Raw genomic sequence first — 21,580 nt, 5'->3', positions numbered from 1 at the left:
TCAGAAGATCATCGGGCGGTCGTCGTCGAGCGAGGTGTCGAGATCGAGGTCGACCACGACCGGCACGTGGTCGCTCGGGGCGTCGCCCTTGCGCTCGTTCCGGTGGATCGAGGCGCCGGTCACCAGGTCGCCGAAGGCGCGCGAGCCGAGCACGAAGTCGATCCGCAGCCCCTCGTTGCGCGGGAACCGCAGCTGCTTGTAGTCCCAGTAGGTGTAGCCCTCGGGGACGAGCGGGCGGACGACGTCGTGCAGGCCCGCGGCGGTGAAGGCCTCGAAGGCGGCGCGCTCCTCGGGGGAGACGTGCGTGGATCCGGGGCCCAGCGTCGGGTCGCCGACGTCGCTGTCGAGCGGGGCGACGTTCCAGTCGCCGACCAGGGCGAGCGGCAGGTCGGGCTCGGCCGCGAGCCAGGCGCGGGTGCTCGCCTCGAGCGCGGCGAACCACTCGAGCTTGTAGTGCCAGTGCGGGTCGCCGACCGCGCGGCCGTTGGGGACGTAGAGGCTCCACACGCGCACGCCGTCGACCGTCGCGCCGATCGCACGGGCCTCGAGCGGGAAGGAGCCGTCGGCCGCGGGCTCCTTGGCGAAGCCGGGCATGCCGGGGAAGCCGACCTGGACGTCCTCCATCGGCAGGCGGGAGGCGATGCCGACGCCGTTCCACTGGCTGAGGCCGACCATCTCGACGTGGTACCCGGCCTGGGCGAAGGCCTCGTGCGGGAACTGCTCGGGCTTGCACTTGAGCTCCTGCATGGCGAGGACGTCGACGTCCTCGCGCACCAGCCAGTCGACGACGCGGCCGGTGCGGGCCCGGATGGAGTTCACGTTCCAGGTGGCGATGCGCATTCCGGAAGTCTAGGAGCCGCCGCCGACACGGTTCCTGCACACGGACGCCGCGCGCGGACGCGCGGGGCCGCTCATCCGGGCGACGGATTGCGGAACCGGTGTCGGTGGTCGATGGTTGTCTTGCGTCGTCCCTGAAGCGGCCGCTCCTCCGCGCCGCTCGGTCCGAGCCCCGAAGCCCCGGCCGCCCCCGTTCCGGTCGCTCGCCGACCGCCTCCGCCCCTCCCTGCCCCGCTCCCGTCCGGAGGACCCATGATCCTGCTCCGTCTCGCGTCCTCGTACGCGAAGCCCTACTCCCGGTCGATCGCGGCGGTCGTGGTGCTCCAGCTGATCGCGACCCTCGCGGCGCTCTACCTGCCGAGCCTCAACGCCGAGATCATCGACCAGGGCATCGGCCAGGGCGACACCGACTTCATCTGGGCCACCGGCATGACGATGCTCACGGTCTGCCTCGTCCAGGTCGCCGCGGCGATCGGCGGCGTCTACTTCGGCGCCCGCACCGCGATGGCCGTCGGCCGCGACCTGCGCCGCGACGTCTACCGCCGGGTCGACTCGCTGAGCGGGCTCGAGGTCGGCCGCTTCGGCACCGCGACCCTGATCACCCGCGGCACCAACGACGTGCAGCAGGTGCAGATGCTCGTGCTGATGACGCTCAACTTCATGGTGTCGACGCCGATCATGTGCATCGGCGGGATCGTCTTCGCCCTGCGCGAGGACGCGGGTCTCTCCTGGCTGGTCTGGGTCTCGGTGCCCGTGCTCTTCGTCGTCGTCGGCGTGCTGGTCTTCCTGCTGCTGCCGCTGTTCCGACTCATGCAGGACCGCATCGACGGGATCAACGGGGTGCTGCGCGAGCAGATCACCGGCATCCGCGTGGTCCGCGCCTTCGTCCGCGAGCCCTTCGAGTCCGAGCGCTACCGCCGCTCGAACGAGGCGATCACCGAGGTGTCGATCAAGGTCGGCAACATCTTCGTGCTGATGTTCCCGGCGATCATGATGATCCTGCACCTCGCCACGGCCGCCGTGCTCTGGTTCGGCGGGCACCGGGTCGACGCGGGTCAGATGCAGATCGGCTCGCTGACCGCGTTCCTCCAGTACCTGCTGCAGATCCTCACCGCCGTGATGATGGGCGTCTTCATGGTGATGATGATCCCGCGCGCCGTGGTCTGCTCCGAGCGCATCCAGGAGGTCCTCGACACCCGGACCAGCCTGACCACGCCGACCGGCGGCGTCGACGCTCCGGCCGTCGGCCGCGTCGAGTTCTCCGGCGTGGTCTTCGGCTACCCCGGCGCCGAGCGCCCCGTGCTCGCGCAGCTCGACCTCGTCGCCGAGCCCGGCCGGACGACGGCCATCGTCGGCTCGACCGGCGCGGGGAAGACGACCCTGCTCGGCCTCGTGCCGCGGCTGTTCGACCCGCAGGAGGGCTCGGTCGCGATCGACGGCGTGCCCGTCTCCTCGCTCGACCGCGCCCAGCTCGCGAAGGTCGTCGGGCTCGTGCCGCAGCGGCCCTACCTCTTCTCGGGCACCATCGCCTCCAACCTCCGCTTCGGCCGCCCGGACGCGACGGACGCCGAGCTCTGGGAGGCGCTGCGCATCGCCCAGGGCGAGGACTTCGTCCGCGCGAAGGAGCGCGGGCTCGACGAGCCGGTCTCGCAGGGCGGCACCAACGTCTCGGGCGGGCAGCGCCAGCGGCTCTGCATCGCGCGGGCGCTCGTCGCGAAGCCCCGCGTCTACCTCTTCGACGACTCGTTCTCGGCGCTCGACGTCGCGACCGACGCGCGCCTGCGCGAGTCCCTCGCCGAGGCGACCACCGACGCGACCGTGATCATCGTCGCCCAGCGCGTGTCGACGATCCGGAACGCCGACCAGATCGTCGTGCTCGACGCGGGCCGCATCGTCGGCCGCGGCACGCACGACGAGCTCCTCGAGACGAACGCGACCTACCGCGAGATCGTCGAATCCCAGCTGAGCGTGGAAGGGGTGGCCTGAGATGGCACGCGCACGCGACACCGAGGCCCAGGCGGCGCCGGTCGCCGAGACCTCCGAGCTCGAGCCCGAGTTCGAGCCCGGCGAGGCCGACGGCGGCATGTTCGGCGACGGCCCGCCCGCGCGGAAGGCGCAGAACTTCTGGCCCTCCGCCAAGCGGCTGTTCAGCCTGCTCGGCCCCGAGCGCGCCCGGATGATCCTGGTCGTCGCCCTCGTCTCGGCGTCGGTCGTCCTCACCGTCATCGCGCCGAAGATCCTCGGCCAGGCGATGGACACCATCTTCAACGGGGTGATCGGCTCGCAGCTGCCCGCCGGCGTCCCGCTCGAGCAGATCATCGAGCAGCAGCGGGCGGAGGGCAACGGCACCTTCGCCGACATGCTCTCGAAGACCGCGATCGTCCCCGGCGAGGGCATCGACTTCACGGTGCTCGGCCGCCTCATCATCATCGTGCTGCTGATGTACGTCGTCGCGTCGGTGCTGATGTGGGCCCAGGGCTACATCCTCAACGGCCTCGTCATGCGGGTGGTCTTCGGGCTCCGCCAGGACATCGAGGCGAAGCTCAACCGCCTGCCGCTGCGCTTCTTCGACACCCGGCAGCGCGGCGACGTGATGTCGCGCGTGACCAACGACGTGGACAACATCCAGACGGCACTCCAGCAGGCGTTCTCGCAGCTCGTCCAGTCGGTGCTGACCATCATCGGCATCGCCGTGATGATGTTCATCGTCTCCTGGCAGCTCGCGCTGATCGCGCTGGTCTCGATCCCGCTCTCCGGCGTGATCGCTGGCGTCATCGGCGCCCGCTCGCAGAAGCTGTTCGCCGCGCAGTGGAAGAACACCGGCGCGCTGAACGGCCACATCGAGGAGACCTTCTCCGGCCTCGAGATCGTCCGCACCTTCGGCCGCGACCGCGAGATGCTCGAGGAGTTCGACCGCCGGAACGACGCGCTCTACTCGGCCTCGTTCGGCGCCCAGTTCGTCTCGGGCATGATCATGCCGGCGATGACCTTCGTGTCGTACCTCTCCTACGTGCTGATCGCCGTCGTCGGCGGGCTGCGGGTCGCCTCCGGCCAGCTGACCCTCGGCGACGCGACCGCGTTCATCCAGTACTCGCGCGAGTTCACCCAGCCGGTGACGCAGCTCGCGAGCATGGCGAACATGCTGCAGTCGGGCGTCGCCTCGGCCGAGCGCACCTTCGAGCTGCTCGACGCGGACGAGCAGGAGCCCGAGACCCCGGTCGACTCGCTCCCCGAGCGCACCGACGGCCACGTCGAGTTCCAGGACGTCTCCTTCTCCTACGACCCGGAGCAGCCGCTGATCGAGGGCCTGACCTTCTCGGCCCAGCCCGGCCAGACGGTCGCCATCGTCGGCCCGACCGGCGCCGGCAAGACCACGCTGGTCAACCTGGTGATGCGCTTCTACGAGCTCACCGGCGGGCGCATCCTGCTCGACGGCGTCGACATCACGCGGATCGGCCGCGGCGATCTCCGCTCGCGCGTGGGCATGGTGCTCCAGGACGCCTGGCTCTTCCAGGGCACGATCCGCGAGAACATCCGCTACGGCCGCCTCGACGCCACCGACGAGGAGATCGCCGACGCCGCCCGGGCGACGATGGTCGACCGCTTCGTGCAGCAGCTGCCGGACGGCTACGACACGGTGCTCGACGCCGACGGCGGCAGCGTCTCGGCCGGTGAGCGCCAGCTGATCACGATCGCCCGCGCGTTCCTCGCCAACCCGTCGCTGCTCATCCTCGACGAGGCGACCTCCTCGGTCGACACCCGCACCGAGCTGCTCGTCCAGCACGCGATGGCGGCGCTGCGCACCGACCGCACGTCGTTCGTGATCGCGCACCGCCTCTCCACCATCCGCGACGCCGACACCATCCTCGTGATGGAGGCCGGCCGCATCGTCGAGCAGGGCGCCCACGATGCGCTGCTCCAGCGCCGCGGCGCGTACTACGACCTCTACATGACGCAGTTCCGCGGCGGAGCCGAGGAGGGGCAGGGCGAGAAGGCCGGCGCGACGCGCGCGGGCGGGGCCGAGTCCGCGCCGTAGGCGTGCCCCGTAGAGTAGGCGCGTGACCGACGCACGCCAGCAGCTCATCGAGTACATCGGCTCCGACGCCGTCTTCCACGGGGACTTCACCCTGACGAGCGGCAAGAAGGCGAGCTACTACGTCGACCTGCGCCGCGTCAGCCTCGACCACCGGGTCGCTCCGCTGATCGGCGACGTGATGCTCGACCTGATCGCTCCGATCGAGCGCGTCGACGCCGTCGGCGGTCTGACGATGGGCGCCGACCCCATCGCGTCCGCGATCCTGCACCGCGGCGTCCTCCGCGGCCTCGAGTACGACGCCTTCGTCGTGCGCAAGGCGCCCAAGGACCACGGCCGCGGCCGCCAGGTCGAGGGCCCGGACCTCGCCGGCAAGCGCGTCGTCGTCGTCGAGGACACCTCCACCACCGGCGGCTCGCCGCTCGCCGCCATCGAGGCGCTGCTCAAGGTCGGCGCCGAGATCGCCGGCGTCGCCGTCGTCGTCGACCGCGCGACCGGGGCCCGCGAGATCATCGAGGGCGCCGGCTACCCCTACTTCGCCGCGATCGGGCTGGCCGACCTCGGTCTGAGCTGATGGTGGACGACGGCCGCGAGCGCGGCGACCAGCACGGCGGGCGGCCCGACGGCGAGCAGCCCGAGGTGACGGAGCCGCGCGAGGGCGAGGACCGCCCCGAGCCGGAGCGCCGCCCCGGCGGCAGTGAGTGGCTCCTCGAGCAGCTCAGTGGCGGCCGCCTGAAGAGCATCTTCGAGGCGCCGCGGACCCCGGCGCCCGCGAGCGAGGCCGCGCCGGCCGCCGAGCCCGAGCAGGAGCGCCGCGAGGAGCCCGTCGAAGTGGCGGCCCCCGTCGAGCCCGAGCAGGGCCGCGACAATGAGCAGTCCGGTGCGTCGGAGCCCGGCGCGTCGGAGCCCGTCGAGCCGGAGCAGTCCGCCGCGCTCGAGCGACCCTCCCAGCCCGAGCAGGTCGTCGAGATCGAGCAGTCCGTCGAGCCCGTCGAGAACGAGCGCCTCGTCGAGGTCGAGAGGCCCGTCGAGCGCGAGCAGCCTGTCGAGCCTGAGCGACCCTTCCAGCCCGAGCAGTCCGTCGAGCCCGAGCAGTCCGTCGAGCCCGAGCGCTCCGTCGAGAGCGAGTCGTCCGTCGAGGTCGAGCAGCCCGTCGAGCCCGAGCGTCCCGCGGAGCCGGCGCCCGCGTCTCAGGACGAGATCGAGACGAACTCCGACGCCGAGCCCGCCCGCTCCGACGACCCCGCGACCATGCCGCCGGCGGCGGACGCACCGGCTGCCGAATCCGACGCGCAGTCCGACGCGCAGTCCGCCGCCGAGCGCGACTCCGCGCGCCGCGGCATCTGGGCCGCCTTCACCGCGCCCCGTTCGAGGTCCGTCGCGGACGAGCCGACCCCTCCGACGCCTACCCCCGAGGTGCCGGCGGAGCCCGCCTCCGAGCGTCCCGTCACTCCCTCCCCCCGCTTCCCGCTCGGTCCGGTGCTCCCGCAGACACCCCAGCCGCCCGCGGCCGCTGCGCCGAGCGCGGCGCCGGCCGCCACCGAGCCGCCGACGCCCGCGCCCGTGCTGCCGGTCGCGCCCGTCCTGCCGCCCGCGCCCCCGACCGCCGACCTGCCGACCGCGCCGCCCGCGCTCCGCACGCCCCGTCACGAGCAGCGCCCCGAGCCCCGCGGCGACCGCCCCGAGGGCGCGACCGCCCCCGAGCCCCGCGAGCCCGCGGAGCCCGACGTGTACCAGTGGCCCGACCCCCGCGGCGGCTGGGACGCCCCGCCGGTCTGGGAGGACGTCGTCGCCCCGCGCGACGAGTCCGACGTCGACGGCGGCGACGAGGAGCTCTGGCGCGAGACCGCCGGCGCCTACGCCTGGAACCTCGAGCCCGAGGACGACGCCCCCGGAACCGACGAGCCGGCCGACGGCGCGGACGCCGGAGCGGACGGGACGTCCCGCGAGGACGCCCCTGCCGCCGCGCCGCCCGCCGCCCCCTTCAGCACGCCCGCCCGCGCGCACGTCAACGCCGCCAAGCGCTCGCCCCGTCCGCCCCGGAAGACCCGCGCCGAGAAGCCGCGCACCGAGAGGTCGCGCGCCGAGAAGCCCGCGAAGACCCCTCCGGCCGAGCCGGTCCCGTCTCTCACGAGCGTCGGCGCTCCGGCCCCGGCGCGCACGCGCAGCCGCCGGCGCCTCCTGATCGGCCTGATCGCCGTGGGCGTCGTGCTCCTGCTCGGCGCGATCCTCGCCATCGGGATCGCCGTCGGCTCGAACGACGATCGGGCCGCCGTGCCCGTCCCGGCCGCGACGACCGCCGCTCCGGCCCAGCCCAGCGCGACCGCCACGACCGCTCCGACCACCGCTCCGACCGCCGCCCTGCCCACCGTCGGCCCGCTGCCCGCCGGCAGCTACGCCTGGACCGCCCTGCTCGGCGGCGAGTGCCTGCAGCCCTTCGACACCGTCTGGGCCGAGACCTTCACGGTCGTCGACTGCGCCACCGCCCACACCGGCGAGATGGTCGCCACCGGCGAGCTGACCGACGCGACGTTCCCCGGCCAGGACGCGCTGGCCGTCTCGGTCGCCTCGCTCTGCCAGACGCAGGGCGTCGTCGACGTCGCGGGCGCCGAGGCCTACGGCGACGTGCAGGTCTCCGCCTCCTTCCCCGTGACCCAGGAGCAGTGGGACGCCGGTGAGCGCAGCTACTACTGCTTCGTCGACCGCGCCGGCGGCGGCGACATGCTGGGCTCGGTCGACGGCACCCCGTCGGCCTAGGCCGGGCGGCGCGAGACGTGGACGAGGCCGGGCCCTCCGCCTCCCTCGAGGTGACGACGAAGGGCGTCGGGCCGTGGGTCGGCGCGCACCCCGACGACGACCGGCTCGACCCCGAGCTGCTCGAGCACGGCGACTCGCGCAACGTGGTCGATCGCTTCCGCTACTGGCGGATGGAGGCGATCGTCGCCGAGCTCGACGTGACGCGGCATCCCTTCCACGTCGCCATCGAGAACTGGCAGCACGACATGAACATCGGCTCGATCGTGCGCAGCGCCAATGCGTTCGGCGCCGAGAGCGTGCACATCGTGGGGCGCCGCCGCTGGAACAAGCGCGGCGCGATGGTCACCGACCGCTACCAGCACGTGCAGCACCACGAGACGGTCGCGGACCTCGCCCGCTGGGCCGCCGCGGAGGACGTCCCGCTGCTCGCGATCGACAACGTGCCCGGCTGCGTGCCGATCGAGACGTTCGCGCTGCCGGAGCGCTGCGTGCTGCTCTTCGGGCAGGAGGGCCCGGGCCTCTCGGAGGAGGCGATCGCCGCCTCCGTCGCCGTGCTCGAGATCTCGCAGTTCGGCTCGACCCGTTCGATCAACGCCTCCGCCGCGGCGGCCGTCGCGATGCACGCCTGGATCCTGCAGCACGTCCGCTTCTGATCGGCCGGCGCCCCCTCTCCCTCCCCCTCCCCCTCCCACTCTCCAAAAGTTGCGGTACTCGCGCTCGACTACCGCAACTTTGGAGGAGTCGGGGCGCGGTCCGTCGGCTGGTCGGCCGCGAGTACGGAGAAGTTGCGGTAGTCGCGCGCCACTACCGCAACTACTGAGGAGTGGGAGTGCCGTCTCCCGGCTGGTCCGCCGCGAGTATCCAGAAGTTGCGGTAGTCGCGCGCCGCTACCGCAACTTTTGAGGAGTGGCAGGGCCAGTGCCCGAGGACGGGCGGGGCCGAGACGGACGGCGCCGGGACGCCGGTCAGAGGATCTGGTCGTCCGGCGGGAACTCGGTCTCGTACGGGTCGGTCGAGAGCAGCTCGTGCACGCCGGTCAGCACCTCGTCGGGGCGGAACGGGTAGCGGTCCATCTCGGCGCGGTCGCTGATGCCGGTGAGGACGAGGACGGTGTGCAGGCCAGCCTCGATGCCGGCGACGATGTCGGTGTCCATCCGGTCGCCGATCATGCCGGTGTTCTCGCTGTGCGCGCCGATCTTGTTCATCGCCGAGCGGAACATCATCGGGTTCGGCTTGCCGACCACGTACGGGTCCTTGCCGGTGGCCTTCGTGATCAGGGCTGCGATCGCGCCCGTCGCGGGCATGACGCCCTCGGCGCTCGGACCGGTCGCGTCGGGGTTGGTCACGATGAAGCGTGCGCCGCCGACGATGAGGCGGATCGCCTTCGTGATCGCCTCGAAGCTGTAGTTGCGGGTCTCGCCGACGACGACGTAGTCGGGCGCCGTCTCGGTCATGATGAAGCCGGCCTCGTGCAGGGCGGTGGTGATGCCGGCCTCGCCGATCACGAACGCGCTGCCGCCGGGCATCTGCGACGCGCAGAAGTCGGCGGTCGCGAGGGCGCTCGTCCAGATCCGCTCCTCGGGCACGTGCAGCCCCGACGCCCGCAGCCGCGCCGCGAGATCGCGCGGTGTGAAGATCGAGTTGTTCGTGAGCACCAGGAACGGGGTGCCCGCGTCCGTCCACTCCTGGATGAGCTCGGGCGCGCCGGGGAGCGCCTGGTTCTCGTGCACCAGCACGCCGTCCATGTCCGTGAGCCAGGCCTCGACCTCGCTGCGCTTCGTCGCCATGGGGTCGATGCTATCGGCGGCGGCCCGGCGGCGGGCCCGTACGAAGGGAGCGGAGAGGCTCCCCGGGGCGGCACAGCGCGAGCGGGTTACCCTGAGGGCATGAATGGCGAGAACCTGCTGGGCCCCGAACCGACCCTCCTCCCGGACGAGCCCGCGGTCACCGCGGCCCTCGCCAAGCATGCGAACCCGGGAGCCGTCGAGTTCGCCGCGCTCGCCGCCGCCCACCCGCGCTCCCCGCTGGCCTGGGCCCTCCTCGCCGACAGCGTCTGGGGGATCGACGCCGCGCTGCCGTCCTACGCCTACGCGCGCGTCGGGTACCACCGCGGCCTCGACCTCCTCCGCACCGCCGGCTGGCGCGGCCAGGGCCCGATCCCGTGGCGCCACGGCCCCAACCGCGGCTTCCTCCTCGCCCTCTACGCCCTCCGCCGCGCGGCCGAGTCGATCGGCGAGACCGACGAGGTCGCCCGCCTCACCGGCTTCCTCGAGCAGGCCGACCCTGCCGCGATCCCCGAGATCGAGCGCTACCACGAGGACGCGCTGCCCCCCACGGCCGCCATCGTGATCCTGGGCGCCGACTGATCCGAAGCATGCAGGTCGAGCAGCCGCGGAGGGGCGTATCGAGACCCGGCGTCGTTCGGTGGTGGATCTACTTGGAAGAGACGCCCGCGCACATGCTGGTCGAGTAGCCCCGCAGGGGCGTATCGAGACCCACCACCGCATGAACGTCTGTCTCTTCCCCGCCCTGCGCTGGCGCCGGAGGCGCCCCCTCCGCTCGATACGCCCGCTGCGCGGGCTGCTCGATCAGCATGAAACGGACCCGCTGCGCGGGCTGCTCGATCAGCATGTTCGGGCGGGCCACTCGGTCGGCTTCGGTGACCTGCTCCGGATGCACGGACGCGCCCTGTTCATGGTGGTCGAGTAGCCCCGGAGGGGCGTATCGAGACCCGACGTCGTTCGGTGGTGGATCTCGATACGCCCGCTCCGCGGGCTACTCGATCAGCATGAAAGAGGACCCGCCGTGCGGGCTGCTCGATCGATAGAAGGAGCGGCGGTGCTCCGCTCCTTGCTGGTCGAGTAGCCCCGGAGGGGCGTATCGAGACCCACGTTCTGCAGGACGGTGGATCTCGATACGCCCTCTGCGAGGGCTACTCGATCAGCAGGTTCGGGTGGGGTGCTCGGTCAGCGAGGCGAGCCGGCGACCGCAGGCGCAGCGCGGCGGCGGAGGAGCAGCACCGTCGCGAGGGTCAGCAGGGCGCCGAGGGCGGCCGCGCCGGCGGTGACCAGGAAGCCGGACTGCGGGCCGAGGGCCTCGACGGCGAGGCCGCTCAGGGTGGAGCCGGCGGTGGCGCCGAGGGCGATGCCGGTCGGCGGCCAGGCGAGGGCTTCCGTGAGGCGCCGGCGCGGGGCGATCGACTCGACGAGGCTCGAGCCGGTGATCAGCAGCGGCGACGTCGCGAGGCCGGCGACGAAGGCCAGCGCGATCAGCGCGGGTAGCGAGCCGGCTAGCACGAGCACCGGCACGACGACTCCGAAGACGGCGCCCGCCACCAGGAACCTCGAGCGCGGACCGCCGGGCAGGCGCGCGGCCCCGACGACGACGCCGGTCAGCACGCTGCCGATGCTGTACGCCGAGAGCAGCAGCCCCGAGGCGGCACCGGCTCCGGACGCCTCCGCCGTCGCGATCGCCGCGACGTTGAACGAGCCGAAGACCCCGCCGATGGTCGCGAACACCGCGACGATGCCGACGAGCCCGAGCGGCAGCCGCTCCCGAGCGGGCGACGTCGCCGAGCGCGTCGGAGCGAGCGCCGGCTGCGTCCCGGTCTGCACGAGCAGCGCGACCCCGCCGGCCACGCCGATCCCGAGCCCGACCAGGACGCCGGCCGCCGGGTGCACGAGCGAGGCGAGCAACGTGACGATCGGCGGCGCGACGACGAAGGCCGCCTCGTCCGCCACCGACTCGACCGAGTACGCGGTGTGCCGGAGCCCCGGGTCGGCCGTCGCGGCGCTCCAGCGCGAGCGGACGGCCGAGCCGACGTCGAGGACGGCGGCGCCGGCGAGGACGCCGAGGACGAACCACGTCCAGACGGGGGCGTCGAGCAGCACGGCGGCGACCAGCCCGAGCGAGGCGGCCACGAGGACCGGGAGTGACAGCGCGAGCGCCCGGCGCTGCCCCCAGCGGTCCATCACCCGCGACCAGAGCGGACCGGTCACGGCGAGGGCGAGGGTCAGCGCGCCCGACACGGCGCCGCCGAGCGCGTAGCTGCCGGACTGCGCCGACACGAGGACGAGCACCCCGATCGCGAGGCTGCCCTTGGGGAAGCGGCCGAACCAGCCGGCGGAGGAGAAGGCGAGCGACCCGGGGAGGGCGAACGCCCGCGCGTACCTCCCGGTCGCGCGGCCCAGTGTCGAGGTCGAGGTGGTCGTGGGGTCTGGCATGGTCGGATCCGATTCCGGTCGTTCCGACGGCGGAGACTGCTCCACTGGCTGGACGGACGACAGCACGAGCCTACGCGGGCGGTGCCTCTGCGGGCACAATGGACGCGTGGATGCCGCCGCGCTCGAGTCCTTTCTCGCCGACCTGCCGGGAGCAGGCGCGAGCTTCCCCTTCGGCCCGGAGATCCGGGTGTGGAAGGTGGAGGGCAAGGTCTTCGCGCTCGAGAGCGAGCGCTTCGGCCGGCCTGTCGTCAGCGTCAAGGCGCTGCCCGAGAACGTCGTGCACCTCGTCGCGGGCGTCGACGGCATCGAGCCCGGCTACCACCTCAACAAGAAGCACTGGGTGACCGTCGACGCCGGCGGCCGGGTCGAGGAGGGCCTCGTGCAGGAGCTGCTCGCGGAGTCGCACGCGATCATCGTCGCGAAGCTGCCGCGCCGCCTCCGCCTCGCCCTCGACGGCACCGCCACCGGCTCCCTCAGCGAGGACGCCTGACGCGAGCCCGGCCCTCCCCGCGAGATGCCACTTGTGACGGACTTCCGCGGCGTGTCGCGCTCACAAGTGGCATCTCGCGGGGGAGGACCGGGCTCGCGGGTCAGAGGCCGTAGGAGCGGAGGTAGGCGGCCGTGTCGTGCCAGCCCTCGACGGCGAAGGTCTCGACGCCCATCGCCTTGACGGGGTAGTCGTTGCCGTCGGGGTCGAGGCGGTCTCCGACGAAGATCATCTCGTCGAGGGGGATGCCGGTGAGCTCGGTGAGCTTGTTCATCCCGTAGGCCTTGTCGATGCCCTTGCGGGTGATGTCGACCGAGGTGGAGCCGCCGGAGCGGACCTCGAGGTCGGGCAGCACGGCCTGGACGGCCTCGCGGAGGGTGTTCTTCTTCTCGCCCGTCGGGTCCCAGGCCTGCTTGACCGGCACCGGGGCGGCCTGGCCGAGGGCGGAGAAGGTGATCTGCGAGTCGCGGTCCTCGAGGATCGGGCCCCAGGTCTCGGACTCCCAGTAGCCGAGCTCCTTGGCCTTCTCCTCGACGGCGGCGAGCGCACGCGACTTCTCGTCGTCGGTGAGGTTCTCGGCGTAGATCTGCGCCCAGTCGCCGTTCTCGTAGCGGTAGTACTGCGTGCCGCAGGTGGGCATCAGGTGCAGCTTCGCCAGCACGGCGGGGTCGGCGCCCTCGAGGCGGTCGAGCACCTGCATCCGGAACTGGCCGATCTGGCCGCCGGAGATGATGCACACCTCGGTGGCCTGCAGCAGCTTGACGAAGAGGTCGGCCATCGCCGGGTCGACGGGGGACTTCGAGGCGGCGAGGGTGTCGTCGAGGTCGAAGGCCATCAGGCGGGGCAGGGTGCTCATGGAACTCGTTTCACGGTCTGCGGACAGGGCGGTAGGGACGGGGTGGCGCGGCGCGCGCGGTATCGAGGATACGGGGCGGTGCAGCCGGAGCGCGGGAACCGCTGGCGCAGACTGGGGCGATGAGCCTCCCGCGCACGATCGCCCGCGTCCTCCTGGGCCTCGTGCTCGTGCTCGCGGGGACGGGGCACCTCACCTTCGCCCGGCAGTCCTTCCAGGCGCAGGTGCCGCCGTGGCTGCCGTTCGATGCGGACTTCGTCGTCCTGGCGTCCGGTGTCGTCGAGATCGCGCTCGGGCTCGCGCTGCTGCTGGTCCGGCGCCGGCGGGTGCTGGTGGGGATCGTCGTCGCCGCGTTCTTCGTCGCGGTGTTCCCGGGCAACGTCTCGCAGCTCGTCACCCGGACCCCGGCCTTCGGCCTCGAGACCGACGCGGCCCGGGCGATCCGGCTGGTCTTCCAGCCGCTGCTCGTGCTCTGGGCGCTGTGGTCCACGGGCGTGCTCGCCGCCTGGAACGCGAGACGGCGCCGCCCTCGGGAGTGAGAGCGGCGCCGTCGAGTCGTGCGGGTGGTGCGTGCTACTCCGAGTGCTGCGCGGAGCGGCGGCGGCGCAGCACCGTCAGCGCGAGGCCGGCGAGCAGCAGCAGGGCCGCGCCTCCCGCGAAGGAGGCCGCGTCGACGCCCGTGTTCGCGAGCGGTCCGGAGTGCGAGCCCCCGGCGACGGGGACGGGCGTGGCGGAGGGCAGGGGCACCGGAGTGGCCGTCGGCTGCTCGGTCGGCTCGGGCGTTCCGGGCGCGGGCGTGCCGGGCGTGCCGGGCTCGGCCGGGACCTCGGCCGCGACCGACGTCAGCGACCAGTTCTCGTCGGAGAAGTCTGCCTGGTCGATCACGCCGCGCGCGCTCGCCCAGTCGATCAGCAGCTGCCGGATCTCGAGCCGCTCGTCGTAGACGAGGGGAGCCGCGGCGACGGCCGGGTAGGCCCCGCCCCCGCTCTGCCGGTAGTTGTTGACGGCCATCACGAAGCGGTCGTCGTCGGCGACGGGGGTGCCGTCGAGTTGCGTCAGGCCGCGGATCCGCGAGCCGGCCGGCTGCGAGATGTCGATGACGTAGTCGAGGCCCGAGAGCGCGTCGTAGTTGTAGTCCGGGATGCCCGTGGGGCGGTCCGCGGTGATCGCGTTGGTGCCCGTGGCCGGGTCGAACGGAGCGCCCGGGGCGACCTGGTTGAAGTAGCGGGCGGAGTACTCGAGGTACGCGCGCACCTCCGCGCCCGTCATCTCGACGCCCCGGAGGGTGTTCTCGTAGATGTAGAGGCCGGCGATGTCGCGGATGGTGACCTGCCCCTTCGGGAAGACCGCGGTGCGCGAGAACGGCGACGCCTGCGAGATGACCGGGACGTCGGCCCACTCCGTGCCCTCGAGCGCGGCGTCGACCGTCTCCGCCTGGACGTTGTTGATGAAGTCGATGATCGGGGTGTCCTCGTAGCGCGAGGTCTCGGCCGAGAGCTCCTCGAGCGACTCCGCGACGGGGGTGTTCACGTACTCGATCGTGGTCGCGTGCTGCTCGGCGAGGGCGTCGACCACGGCGGTCGACTCCTCGGCGATGTCGCGCGCGTAGACCGGCGTGACGACGGGAGCGCTGCCCTCGGTCCAGTCGACCTGCAGGTCGCCCGCGGCGTCCTTCACCAGGTTCAGGGTCACCTCGGTGAGCCCCTGCGCCCAGAAGTACGGCTGGGTGACGAGGACCTGCTCGCCGGCGACGTTCGTGTAGAGCGTCTCGGGGACGTCCTGGTGGCTGTGACCGGCGACGACCACGTCGATGCCGGGGACCTGCGTCGCGATGTTGTTGACGACGTCCTCGTTGAGGTCGGCCGGGTCGTACTCGGCGTCGGGGACGGTGCCCTGGCCGGTGTGCGCGAGGACGACGACCACGTCGGCCTCCGCCTGGACCTTCGGGACCCACTCCTTCGCGGTCTCGACCATGTCGCGGAACTCGAGCACGCCGTCGACGTACTGCTTGTCCCAGACGCGGACGCCCGGGGTGACCAGGCCGAGCACGCCGACCCGCACGGTCTCGCCGTCGATCTCGCGCTCGATCACCGTGTACGGCTCCTGGTACGGCTCGCCGGTGGCGACGTCGACGACGTTCGCGCCGAGCAGCGGGGCGTTCAGATCGCCCTCGTAGGCGCTGAGCATGTCGAGGCCGTAGTTGAACTCGTGGTTGCCGACGACCTGCGCGTCGTAGCCGATGGTGTTGAACGCGGTGGCCATCGGGTGCGTCGTCTCGCCCGAGAGGACGCCCGCGGCGCCGTCGCCGAGGCCGTAGTAGTAGGTGAGGGGCGTGCCCTGGATCGCGTCGCCGTTGTCGAAGACGAGGACGGAGTCGTCGCCCTTCTCGGCGCGGAGGCGGTCGACCTCGGTCGCGACGCGGGTGAGGCCGAGCGTGTCCTCGCCCTCGTAGGGAGCGTTCGCGAAGTAGTCCCAGTTGTAGACGTGCCCGTGAGTGTCGGTCGTCGACACCAGGGTGAGCTCGACGCCGTCGTCGAGAGGGGCCGCGCTCGCGAGGGGAGCGGCGGTGGCCGCCCCGAGCGCGACGACGGCGAGGAGGCTTGCGGCGCGGAGTGTGCGCATCGGTTTCCTGTTCGCGTGATCGGTGGAGTGTGAACGGGTTCGAATCTATGCGCCACGTGTGAACGCGTCGTTACGGGTTCGAGAGCATCGCTCGGCTCTGCACTCGGCGTCGGTGTCGGGACGTCCATGCTGATCGAGTAGCCCGCGGAGCGGGCGTATCGAGCGGAGGGGGGCGCCTTCGGCGCCAGCGCAGGGCGGGGAAGAGGCCGCCGTTCATGCGGTGGGGGGTCTCGATACGCCCCTACGGGGCTACTCGACCAACATGTCTGCGGGCGTCTCTTCCAAGTAGATCCACCGGCGTCAGAAGGACGAGTCTGCAGACCCGCCCTGTGGATGAGGGTGGGTCTCGTAGGAAAGAGCACCTCATGCGTATGGGTAAAGTCATGCTGATCGAGTAGCCCGCGCAGCGGGCGTATCGAGATGCCCCACCGTCAGGACGCTGAGTCTGCAGACCCGTCCTGCTGGTGACGGTGGGTCTCGATACGCCCCTGCGGGGCTACTCGACCAGCATGCTTCCTGCCTCGGTGCGCTCGCCGACCGGGTGCTGCGGGTCGTAGCGGCGGAGGGCCCGGAGTGATCGGGGGAGTGGCGGCGGCCCTCCCGTAAACTGGCTCGGGCTGGTCGCCCTGTCGCGACTCCTCCGTTGCACGGCCGGCCCCGCACCCGGCGTCTCCGGGTACTGCCGTTTCGCACAGCGAAGGACACGCCATGCCAGCAATCGTCATCACCGGCGCCCAGTGGGGCGACGAGGGCAAGGGACGCGCGACCGACCTGCTCGGCAGCCGCGTCGACTACGTCGTGAAGTTCAACGGCGGCAACAACGCCGGCCACACCGTCGTCGTCGGCGACGAGAAGTACGCGCTGCACCTGCTGCCCTCGGGCATCCTGACGCCGGGCGTCGTCCCCGTCATCGCGAACGGCGTCGTCGTCGACATCGAGGTGCTCTTCCACGAGCTCGAGGCGCTCAGCGCCCGCGGCGTGGACGTCTCGAAGCTCCTGGTCAGCGCCAACGCGCACGTCATCACCAGCTACCACCGCACCCTCGACAAGGTGACGGAGCGGTTCCTCGGCAAGCGCCAGATCGGCACCACCGGGCGCGGCATCGGCCCGGCCTACGCCGACAAGATCAACCGCGTCGGCATCCGGATCCAGGATCTCTTCGACGAGAACATCCTCCGGCAGAAGATCGAGGGCGCCCTCGACCAGAAGAACCACCTGCTGGTGAAGGTCTACAACCGCCGCGCGATCCTGGTCGAGCAGGTCATGGAGGACCTGCTGCAGTACACCGAGCGCCTGCGCCCGATGGTCGCGGACACCTCGCTCGTCCTCGCCCGGGCGCTCGACGCCGGCAAGACCGTGCTCTTCGAGGCCGGCCAGGCCACGATGCTCGACGTCGACCACGGCACCTACCCGTTCGTCACCTCCTCCAACGCGACCTCGGGCGGCGCGGCCACCGGCTCCGGAGTGGCGCCCAACCGCATCGAGCGCGTCATCGCCGTCATCAAGGCGTACACGACCCGCGTCGGCGCCGGCCCGTTCCCGACCGAGCTGTTCGACGAGTGGGGCGAGTACCTGCGCAAGCAGGGCTTCGAGTTCGGCACCACCACCGGCCGCCCGCGCCGCTGCGGCTGGTACGACGCCCCGATCGCCCGCTACTCCGCGCGGATCAACGGCGTCACCGACTTCGTGCTCACCAAGCTCGACGTGCTCTCGGGCCTGGAGACCATCCCGGTCTGCGTCGCCTACGAGGTCGACGGCGTGCGCCACGACGAGGTCCCCGTCTCGCAGAGCGACTTCCACCACGCGAAGCCGATCTACGAGGAGTTCCCCGGCTGGCAGGAGGACATCACCGGCTGCCGCGAGTTCGCCGACCTGCCGCAGGCCGCGCAGGACTACGTCCGCGCCCTCGAGGCGATGAGCGGCGCCCGCTTCTCCGCGATCGGCGTCGGACCGGAGCGCGAGCAGGTCGTCGTCCTGCACGACCTCCTCGACTGAGGCGCTCGGGATCGACCCGCTTCGGCACCGACGCGCACGACGGCTACGGCGGGGGATGATCGGCTGGTGCAGATCTACGCCGACCTCCCCGCCGTCCGCGCCCGCCAGATCACGGCCGACGCCCTCGCGCTCGCCGTCGCGGTGATCGCGATCGCGGCCGGGATCGCCGTCGGCTCGCTCATCGCGGGCCTCGCCGAGATCGGCCGCCGCCTCGAGAGCGCCGGCAGCGGCTTCGGGTCGACCATGAGCGACGCCGGCTCGACGCTCGGCGGCATCCCGCTGCTCGGCGACGCCGTGCGCGCGCCGTTCGACGAGGCCAGCGGAGCCGGCGCGGTGCTCGCCGCGGCCGGCCGCGACCAGCAGCAGCTCGCGAGCGCCCTGGCGATCGTGGCCGGCCTCGCGGTCGGCGGGCTGCCGCTGCTCCTGCTCGCCGTGGTCTGGCTCCGCCCGCGCCTGCGCTTCGCCCGCCGCTCCGCCGAGCTGCGCGCGCTCGGCGCGACCCCCGGCGGCGCCGAGCTGCTGGCCCTCCGCGCCCTGACCCAGGCGCCCCCGCGCGAGATCCTCGCCGCCCACCCGCAGGCCGTCCCCGCCTGGCGCGCCGGCGACCCCGCCGCCACGGCCGCCCTCGCCGCCCTCACCCTCCGCCGGGCAGGCCTCCGCCCCTGACCCGCCCCCCACCCCCGTGCTGATCCCCGCCGCGAGATGCCACGTATGAGCACGACACGCCGAGGATCCTGCTCATAAGTGGCATCTCGCGGGGGTCGGAGGGACCAGGGCGGGTCGCCCGGGAGGATGACGGCGGGGGCCATCCGGGGCGACGCCCGCGACAGAGGCGGCTCCGTAGCGTCGGAGACATGCAGAACCAGACCTCCTCCGTCGTGGCGCGCGTCGAGGGCGTGCGCAAGCTCTACGGCAGCACGCCGCCCGTCGTCGCCCTCGACGACGTCACCCTCTCGATCGAGCGCGGCGAGTTCACCGCGGTGATGGGCCCCAGCGGCTCCGGCAAGTCGACGCTGATGCACGTGCTCGCCGGCCTCGACACCGCCTCGGCCGGCCGCGTCTTCCTCGGCGACGTCGAGATCACCGCGATGGGCGACGCCGAGCTCACCGTGCTCCGCCGGCGCAGCGTCGGCTTCGTCTTCCAGGCCTTCAACCTCGTCCCGACCCTCGACGTGCGCGGCAACATCCGCCTCCCGTTCGAGCTCGACGGCCGCCGCGTGACGGCCGAGGAGGAGGACTGGATCGCCCGCCTGATCGAGTCGCTCGGCCTCCGCGAGCGCCTCACCCACCGCCCGCACGAGCTCTCCGGCGGCCAGCAGCAGCGCGTCGCCATCGCCCGCGCCCTGGCCACCCGCCCGCAGCTGATCTTCGCCGACGAGCCCACCGGCAACCTCGACTCCCGCACCGGCCGCGAGGTGCTCAGCCTCCTCCGCGCCTCGACCCGCGAGTACGGCCAGTCGATCGCGATGGTCACCCACGACCCGATCGCGGCGGCCTTCGCCGACCGCATCGTCTTCCTCCGCGACGGAGCCGTCGTCGACGACCGCCGTGGGATGAGCGCCGAGGAGATCTCGCGCGCGATGCTCTCGATGGAGGGAGCGTCGTGAGCGCCCGCACGGGCCTGCGGGCCGCCTCCGGTCAGGGCGGCGGCGCGATCATCACGGTCGCCGCGCTCTCCGCCGCGTTCGGCGGGGTCCTGGTGATGGTCATCGCCGACCTCGTCGCGGCGTTCGACGCCGCCGGTCTCGACGGCATCGCGCAGGCCGCGACGACGCTGGGCGTGGTCGGCGGCGTCTTCTTCGGCATCGCCGTGTTCGTCGGCGCGATCGTCACCTCCAACGCGGTGTCGACGGTGATCGCCGGCCGCACCCGCGAGATCGCGCTGCTGCGCCTGCTGGGCGCCTCCGGCCGCTCGCTCCGCGCGGAGGTGGTGCGCACCGGCCTCGTGCAGGGGCTGATCGGCGCGGCCCTCGGCCTCGTCGCCGCCGTCGTCCTGGTGGCCGTGGGCGCCGAGATCGCCTTCAGCACCGGGACCTTCACGCGCATCGCCGTGCCGCTCGCGTCCCCCGGGCTGCTGCTGCCGGCGCTCGCCGTGATCGTGTCGACCGTCGTCGCCTCCTGGGCCGGGTCACGGCGCGTGCTCGCGGTCGCACCCTCGCAGGCCGCCGGCTCGGCCGCCGAGCCGCGCTACGACGAGCTCCGCGGGCGGACCGGCCGGAACGTCCTGGCGGTCGTCCTGCTCGTGGTCGGCGTCCTGCTCCTGCTGATCGGCGTCGTCGTCGGGCTCGTCAGTCCGCTCGGCGTCCTGATCGGGCTCGCCGGCGGGATGCTTTCCTTCACCGGGGTCGTCCTCGGCGCTCCCGTGCTGCTCCCGCCGCTGATCGCGCTGGTCGGCCGGGCCTTCGGCGGCGGTCCCGTCGCCCGCCTCGCCTCGGCGAACGCCACCCGCAATCCCGCCAGGAGCGCGCGCGCCGTCATCGGCCTCGTGATCGGAGTGACGCTCGTCACGATGTTCGCGGTGGCCGCCGCGACCTTCTCCTCGATCATGCGCGCCTCGAGCGAGATGAGCCCGGAGATCTTCGCGGCGCTCGACCAGTTCGTCGCGGTCAGCACGGCGATCATGAGCGTGCTGCTCGGCTTCTCGGTGCTGCTCGCGGCCGTCGGCATGGTCAACACGCTCTCGCTGAGCGTGCTGCAGCGCCGCCGCGAGCTGGGGCTGCTCCGGGCGCTCGGCTTCACGGGCGTCCAGGTGCGCTGGATGGTCGTCGTCGAGGCGGCCCAGATGGTGATCGCCGCGGCGGTCCTGGGCCTCGTGCTCGGCGCCTTCTACGGCTGGGCCGGCGCCGTCGCGATCTTCGGCTCGCTGCCGGGCATCGGACTGGTGCCGCCGACGATCCCGGTCGGGATCCTGATCGCCGTCCTCGCGGTGAGCATCGTCCTCACCGCGGTCTCGGCGCTCCTGCCGGCCCGCCGCGCGACCCGGGTGTCGCCGGTGGAGGCGCTCGCCGTGGCGTGAGCACCCGGCCCGGCTGCTCCCAGCACCGAACCGCCCGCACCACCGAAGCGGCTCAGACCATCGAACCGCTCACACCACCGAACTGTTCACACCACCGAGAAGCCCTCCGCGAGGCGCTCCCGCCCGCTCAGCGCGAGCAGCAGCTCCTCACCCCGTCCCGCCCGAGCGGCGAGCGCCCCCGCCATCGCGGAGCAGGCCTCGACCGCCTCGGGCGGGATCTCGTGCGCGAGGCCCGTCGCCCGGGACAGGTCGAGCGTGTGCACGACCAGCTCGAGCACGCGCGTCCGCAGATACTCGTCCAGGGCCAGGGCGTGCTCGCCGATCGCGACGAGGCGCCCGGGCGGCTGCTGATCGAGCAGCGCGAGGGCACGCCGCAGCGACGCCGCGATCACCTCGGCCGGATGCTCGCCGAGCAGCGCGCCCGTCTCGACACCCCGCCGCGCCACGGCCGCCGGGTCGGCCCGCCCGCCGGCCAGGGCCGCGTAGTAGCCGAGCGCGTCGGGCACGGTGGCGGCGGGCGGCTCCTCGGCGAGCAGGTAGGTCTCGACCGTCGTGATCGCGCGCGAGGCGTGGCCGGTCAGGCCGCGGACGTCCCAGACGCCGAGGCCCGGCAGCGTCCACTGCTCGTCCCCGATCCGCTCGACGAGGCGGAGCAGGGCGCCGGCCGAGGCGGCGAACATCGCGGAGCTGTCCATGGACCTCATGCTGGCACGCGTCCTGGACTCCCCGACCGGCGCCGATGACCCCCAGACTGGCC

19 protein-coding genes are annotated in these 21,580 nt (G+C 72.7%); 13 read left to right on the top strand and 6 right to left on the bottom strand.

The genetic code is table 11. The features are described from left to right. Entirely contained in the window at positions 1–840 is an 840-nt protein-coding gene (locus HQQ86_RS13930; protein ID WP_123706017.1) for an exodeoxyribonuclease III, read from the bottom strand. A gap of 249 nt (positions 841–1,089) precedes the next feature. On the opposite strand from HQQ86_RS13930, the gene HQQ86_RS13925 reads away from it, so the two are divergent. Genes HQQ86_RS13925 through HQQ86_RS13905 form a run of 5 tightly spaced genes read left to right on the top strand, consistent with a single transcriptional unit; the run spans position 1,090 to position 8,280 of the window. Continuing rightward, positions 1,090–2,823, top strand: coding sequence for an ABC transporter ATP-binding protein (locus HQQ86_RS13925; protein WP_173288889.1), 1,734 nt, complete (start codon positions 1,090–1,092; stop codon positions 2,821–2,823). Position 2,824: 1 nt separating this feature from the next. Next, positions 2,825–4,873: an ABC transporter ATP-binding protein gene (locus HQQ86_RS13920; protein ID WP_173288888.1), complete on the top strand. Its 2,049-nt coding sequence runs from the start codon at positions 2,825–2,827 to the stop codon at positions 4,871–4,873. 22 nt (positions 4,874–4,895) lie between these two features. Next, positions 4,896–5,444, top strand: a complete 549-nt coding sequence (gene pyrE / locus HQQ86_RS13915) for an orotate phosphoribosyltransferase (protein ID WP_123447133.1) — start codon at positions 4,896–4,898, stop codon at positions 5,442–5,444. Then, positions 5,444–7,627: a septum formation family protein gene (locus tag HQQ86_RS13910; protein WP_173288887.1), complete on the top strand. Its 2,184-nt coding sequence runs from the start codon at positions 5,444–5,446 to the stop codon at positions 7,625–7,627. The genes pyrE and HQQ86_RS13910 overlap by 1 nt, the downstream gene beginning before the upstream one ends. A gap of 17 nt (positions 7,628–7,644) precedes the next feature. Continuing rightward, the gene (locus tag HQQ86_RS13905) at positions 7,645–8,280 is read left to right on the top strand and encodes a TrmH family RNA methyltransferase (RefSeq protein WP_173288886.1); all 636 of its coding nucleotides are present in this window, start codon (positions 7,645–7,647) and stop codon (positions 8,278–8,280) included. Between the two features lie 312 nt (positions 8,281–8,592). On the opposite strand, the gene HQQ86_RS13900 is transcribed toward HQQ86_RS13905, so the two are convergent. After that, complete coding sequence (locus tag HQQ86_RS13900) at positions 8,593–9,414, bottom strand: HAD-IIA family hydrolase (protein WP_123447131.1); 822 nt, start codon at positions 9,412–9,414, stop codon at positions 8,593–8,595. Positions 9,415–9,513: 99 nt separating this feature from the next. Here HQQ86_RS13900 and HQQ86_RS13895 point away from each other — a divergent pair, with 99 nt between their 5' ends. Then, complete coding sequence (locus tag HQQ86_RS13895; RefSeq protein ID WP_173288885.1) at positions 9,514–9,993, top strand: DUF3151 domain-containing protein; 480 nt, start codon at positions 9,514–9,516, stop codon at positions 9,991–9,993. Positions 9,994–10,132: 139 nt separating this feature from the next. After that, positions 10,133–10,336 carry a hypothetical protein gene (locus tag HQQ86_RS13890; RefSeq protein ID WP_173288884.1) on the top strand — a complete coding sequence of 68 codons (204 nt, stop codon included), beginning with the start codon at positions 10,133–10,135 and terminating at the stop codon, positions 10,334–10,336. A gap of 257 nt (positions 10,337–10,593) precedes the next feature. Here the strand turns inward: HQQ86_RS13890 and HQQ86_RS13885 are convergent, their stop codons facing one another. Then, positions 10,594–11,850, bottom strand: a complete 1,257-nt coding sequence (locus tag HQQ86_RS13885; RefSeq protein ID WP_173288883.1) for an MFS transporter — start codon at positions 11,848–11,850, stop codon at positions 10,594–10,596. Between the two features lie 106 nt (positions 11,851–11,956). On the opposite strand from HQQ86_RS13885, the gene HQQ86_RS13880 reads away from it, so the two are divergent. Continuing rightward, positions 11,957–12,340: an MmcQ/YjbR family DNA-binding protein gene (locus tag HQQ86_RS13880; RefSeq protein WP_216845545.1), complete on the top strand. Its 384-nt coding sequence runs from the start codon at positions 11,957–11,959 to the stop codon at positions 12,338–12,340. A gap of 100 nt (positions 12,341–12,440) precedes the next feature. Here the strand turns inward: HQQ86_RS13880 and HQQ86_RS13875 are convergent, their stop codons facing one another. Continuing rightward, positions 12,441–13,193 (bottom strand): HAD-IIB family hydrolase, encoded by a 753-nt coding sequence (locus tag HQQ86_RS13875; protein WP_173288881.1) that lies wholly within the window; start codon positions 13,191–13,193, stop codon positions 12,441–12,443. A 119-nt stretch (positions 13,194–13,312) separates the two neighbouring features. Between HQQ86_RS13875 and HQQ86_RS13870 the strand changes: the two genes are divergently transcribed. Next, positions 13,313–13,729 carry a DoxX family membrane protein gene (locus tag HQQ86_RS13870; protein WP_173288880.1) on the top strand — a complete coding sequence of 139 codons (417 nt, stop codon included), beginning with the start codon at positions 13,313–13,315 and terminating at the stop codon, positions 13,727–13,729. A gap of 34 nt (positions 13,730–13,763) precedes the next feature. Here HQQ86_RS13870 and HQQ86_RS13865 read toward each other — a convergent pair whose 3' ends face one another. Further along, positions 13,764–15,812: a bifunctional UDP-sugar hydrolase/5'-nucleotidase gene (locus HQQ86_RS13865; protein WP_173288879.1), complete on the bottom strand. Its 2,049-nt coding sequence runs from the start codon at positions 15,810–15,812 to the stop codon at positions 13,764–13,766. A 708-nt stretch (positions 15,813–16,520) separates the two neighbouring features. Between HQQ86_RS13865 and HQQ86_RS13860 the strand changes: the two genes are divergently transcribed. The 4 genes from HQQ86_RS13860 to HQQ86_RS13845 all read left to right on the top strand — a co-directional run bounded on the left by HQQ86_RS13860 (position 16,521) and on the right by HQQ86_RS13845 (position 20,823). Next, positions 16,521–17,807, top strand: coding sequence for an adenylosuccinate synthase (locus HQQ86_RS13860; protein ID WP_123736253.1), 1,287 nt, complete (start codon positions 16,521–16,523; stop codon positions 17,805–17,807). A gap of 66 nt (positions 17,808–17,873) precedes the next feature. Further along, on the top strand, positions 17,874–18,473 hold the full coding sequence (locus tag HQQ86_RS13855; protein ID WP_173288878.1) for a hypothetical protein: 600 nt from the start codon (positions 17,874–17,876) through the stop codon (positions 18,471–18,473). 188 nt (positions 18,474–18,661) lie between these two features. Continuing rightward, the gene (locus tag HQQ86_RS13850; protein ID WP_173288877.1) at positions 18,662–19,414 is read left to right on the top strand and encodes an ABC transporter ATP-binding protein; all 753 of its coding nucleotides are present in this window, start codon (positions 18,662–18,664) and stop codon (positions 19,412–19,414) included. After that, the gene (locus HQQ86_RS13845; protein WP_367948660.1) at positions 19,411–20,823 is read left to right on the top strand and encodes an FtsX-like permease family protein; all 1,413 of its coding nucleotides are present in this window, start codon (positions 19,411–19,413) and stop codon (positions 20,821–20,823) included. Before HQQ86_RS13850 ends, HQQ86_RS13845 begins: the two co-directional genes overlap by 4 nt. An 86-nt stretch (positions 20,824–20,909) precedes the next feature. Here the strand turns inward: HQQ86_RS13845 and HQQ86_RS13840 are convergent, their stop codons facing one another. Beyond that, positions 20,910–21,518 (bottom strand): maleylpyruvate isomerase N-terminal domain-containing protein, encoded by a 609-nt coding sequence (locus tag HQQ86_RS13840; RefSeq protein ID WP_216845544.1) that lies wholly within the window; start codon positions 21,516–21,518, stop codon positions 20,910–20,912. Positions 21,519–21,580 lie beyond the last annotated feature (62 nt).

The organism is Rathayibacter sp. VKM Ac-2857, assembly GCF_013205025.1.
GTDB lineage: Bacteria > Actinomycetota > Actinomycetes > Actinomycetales > Microbacteriaceae > Rathayibacter.
This window is presented reverse-complemented; position numbering and strand designations above follow the sequence as displayed.

Coding starts and splice junctions, on each gene's coding strand:
- HQQ86_RS13885 (WP_173288883.1), bottom strand. CDS start 11,850: ATGCCAGACCCCACGACCACCTCGACCTCGACACTGGGCCGCGCGACC.
- HQQ86_RS13870 (WP_173288880.1), top strand. CDS start 13,313: ATGAGCCTCCCGCGCACGATCGCCCGCGTCCTCCTGGGCCTCGTGCTC.
- HQQ86_RS13875 (WP_173288881.1), bottom strand. CDS start 13,193: ATGAGCACCCTGCCCCGCCTGATGGCCTTCGACCTCGACGACACCCTC.
- HQQ86_RS13930 (WP_123706017.1), bottom strand. CDS start 840: ATGCGCATCGCCACCTGGAACGTGAACTCCATCCGGGCCCGCACCGGC.
- HQQ86_RS13925 (WP_173288889.1), top strand. CDS start 1,090: ATGATCCTGCTCCGTCTCGCGTCCTCGTACGCGAAGCCCTACTCCCGG.
- HQQ86_RS13850 (WP_173288877.1), top strand. CDS start 18,662: ATGCAGAACCAGACCTCCTCCGTCGTGGCGCGCGTCGAGGGCGTGCGC.
- HQQ86_RS13895 (WP_173288885.1), top strand. CDS start 9,514: ATGAATGGCGAGAACCTGCTGGGCCCCGAACCGACCCTCCTCCCGGAC.
- HQQ86_RS13865 (WP_173288879.1), bottom strand. CDS start 15,812: ATGCGCACACTCCGCGCCGCAAGCCTCCTCGCCGTCGTCGCGCTCGGG.
- HQQ86_RS13840 (WP_216845544.1), bottom strand. CDS start 21,518: ATGGACAGCTCCGCGATGTTCGCCGCCTCGGCCGGCGCCCTGCTCCGC.
- HQQ86_RS13920 (WP_173288888.1), top strand. CDS start 2,825: ATGGCACGCGCACGCGACACCGAGGCCCAGGCGGCGCCGGTCGCCGAG.
- HQQ86_RS13900 (WP_123447131.1), bottom strand. CDS start 9,414: ATGGCGACGAAGCGCAGCGAGGTCGAGGCCTGGCTCACGGACATGGAC.
- HQQ86_RS13910 (WP_173288887.1), top strand. CDS start 5,444: ATGGTGGACGACGGCCGCGAGCGCGGCGACCAGCACGGCGGGCGGCCC.
- HQQ86_RS13860 (WP_123736253.1), top strand. CDS start 16,521: ATGCCAGCAATCGTCATCACCGGCGCCCAGTGGGGCGACGAGGGCAAG.
- HQQ86_RS13890 (WP_173288884.1), top strand. CDS start 10,133: ATGAACGTCTGTCTCTTCCCCGCCCTGCGCTGGCGCCGGAGGCGCCCC.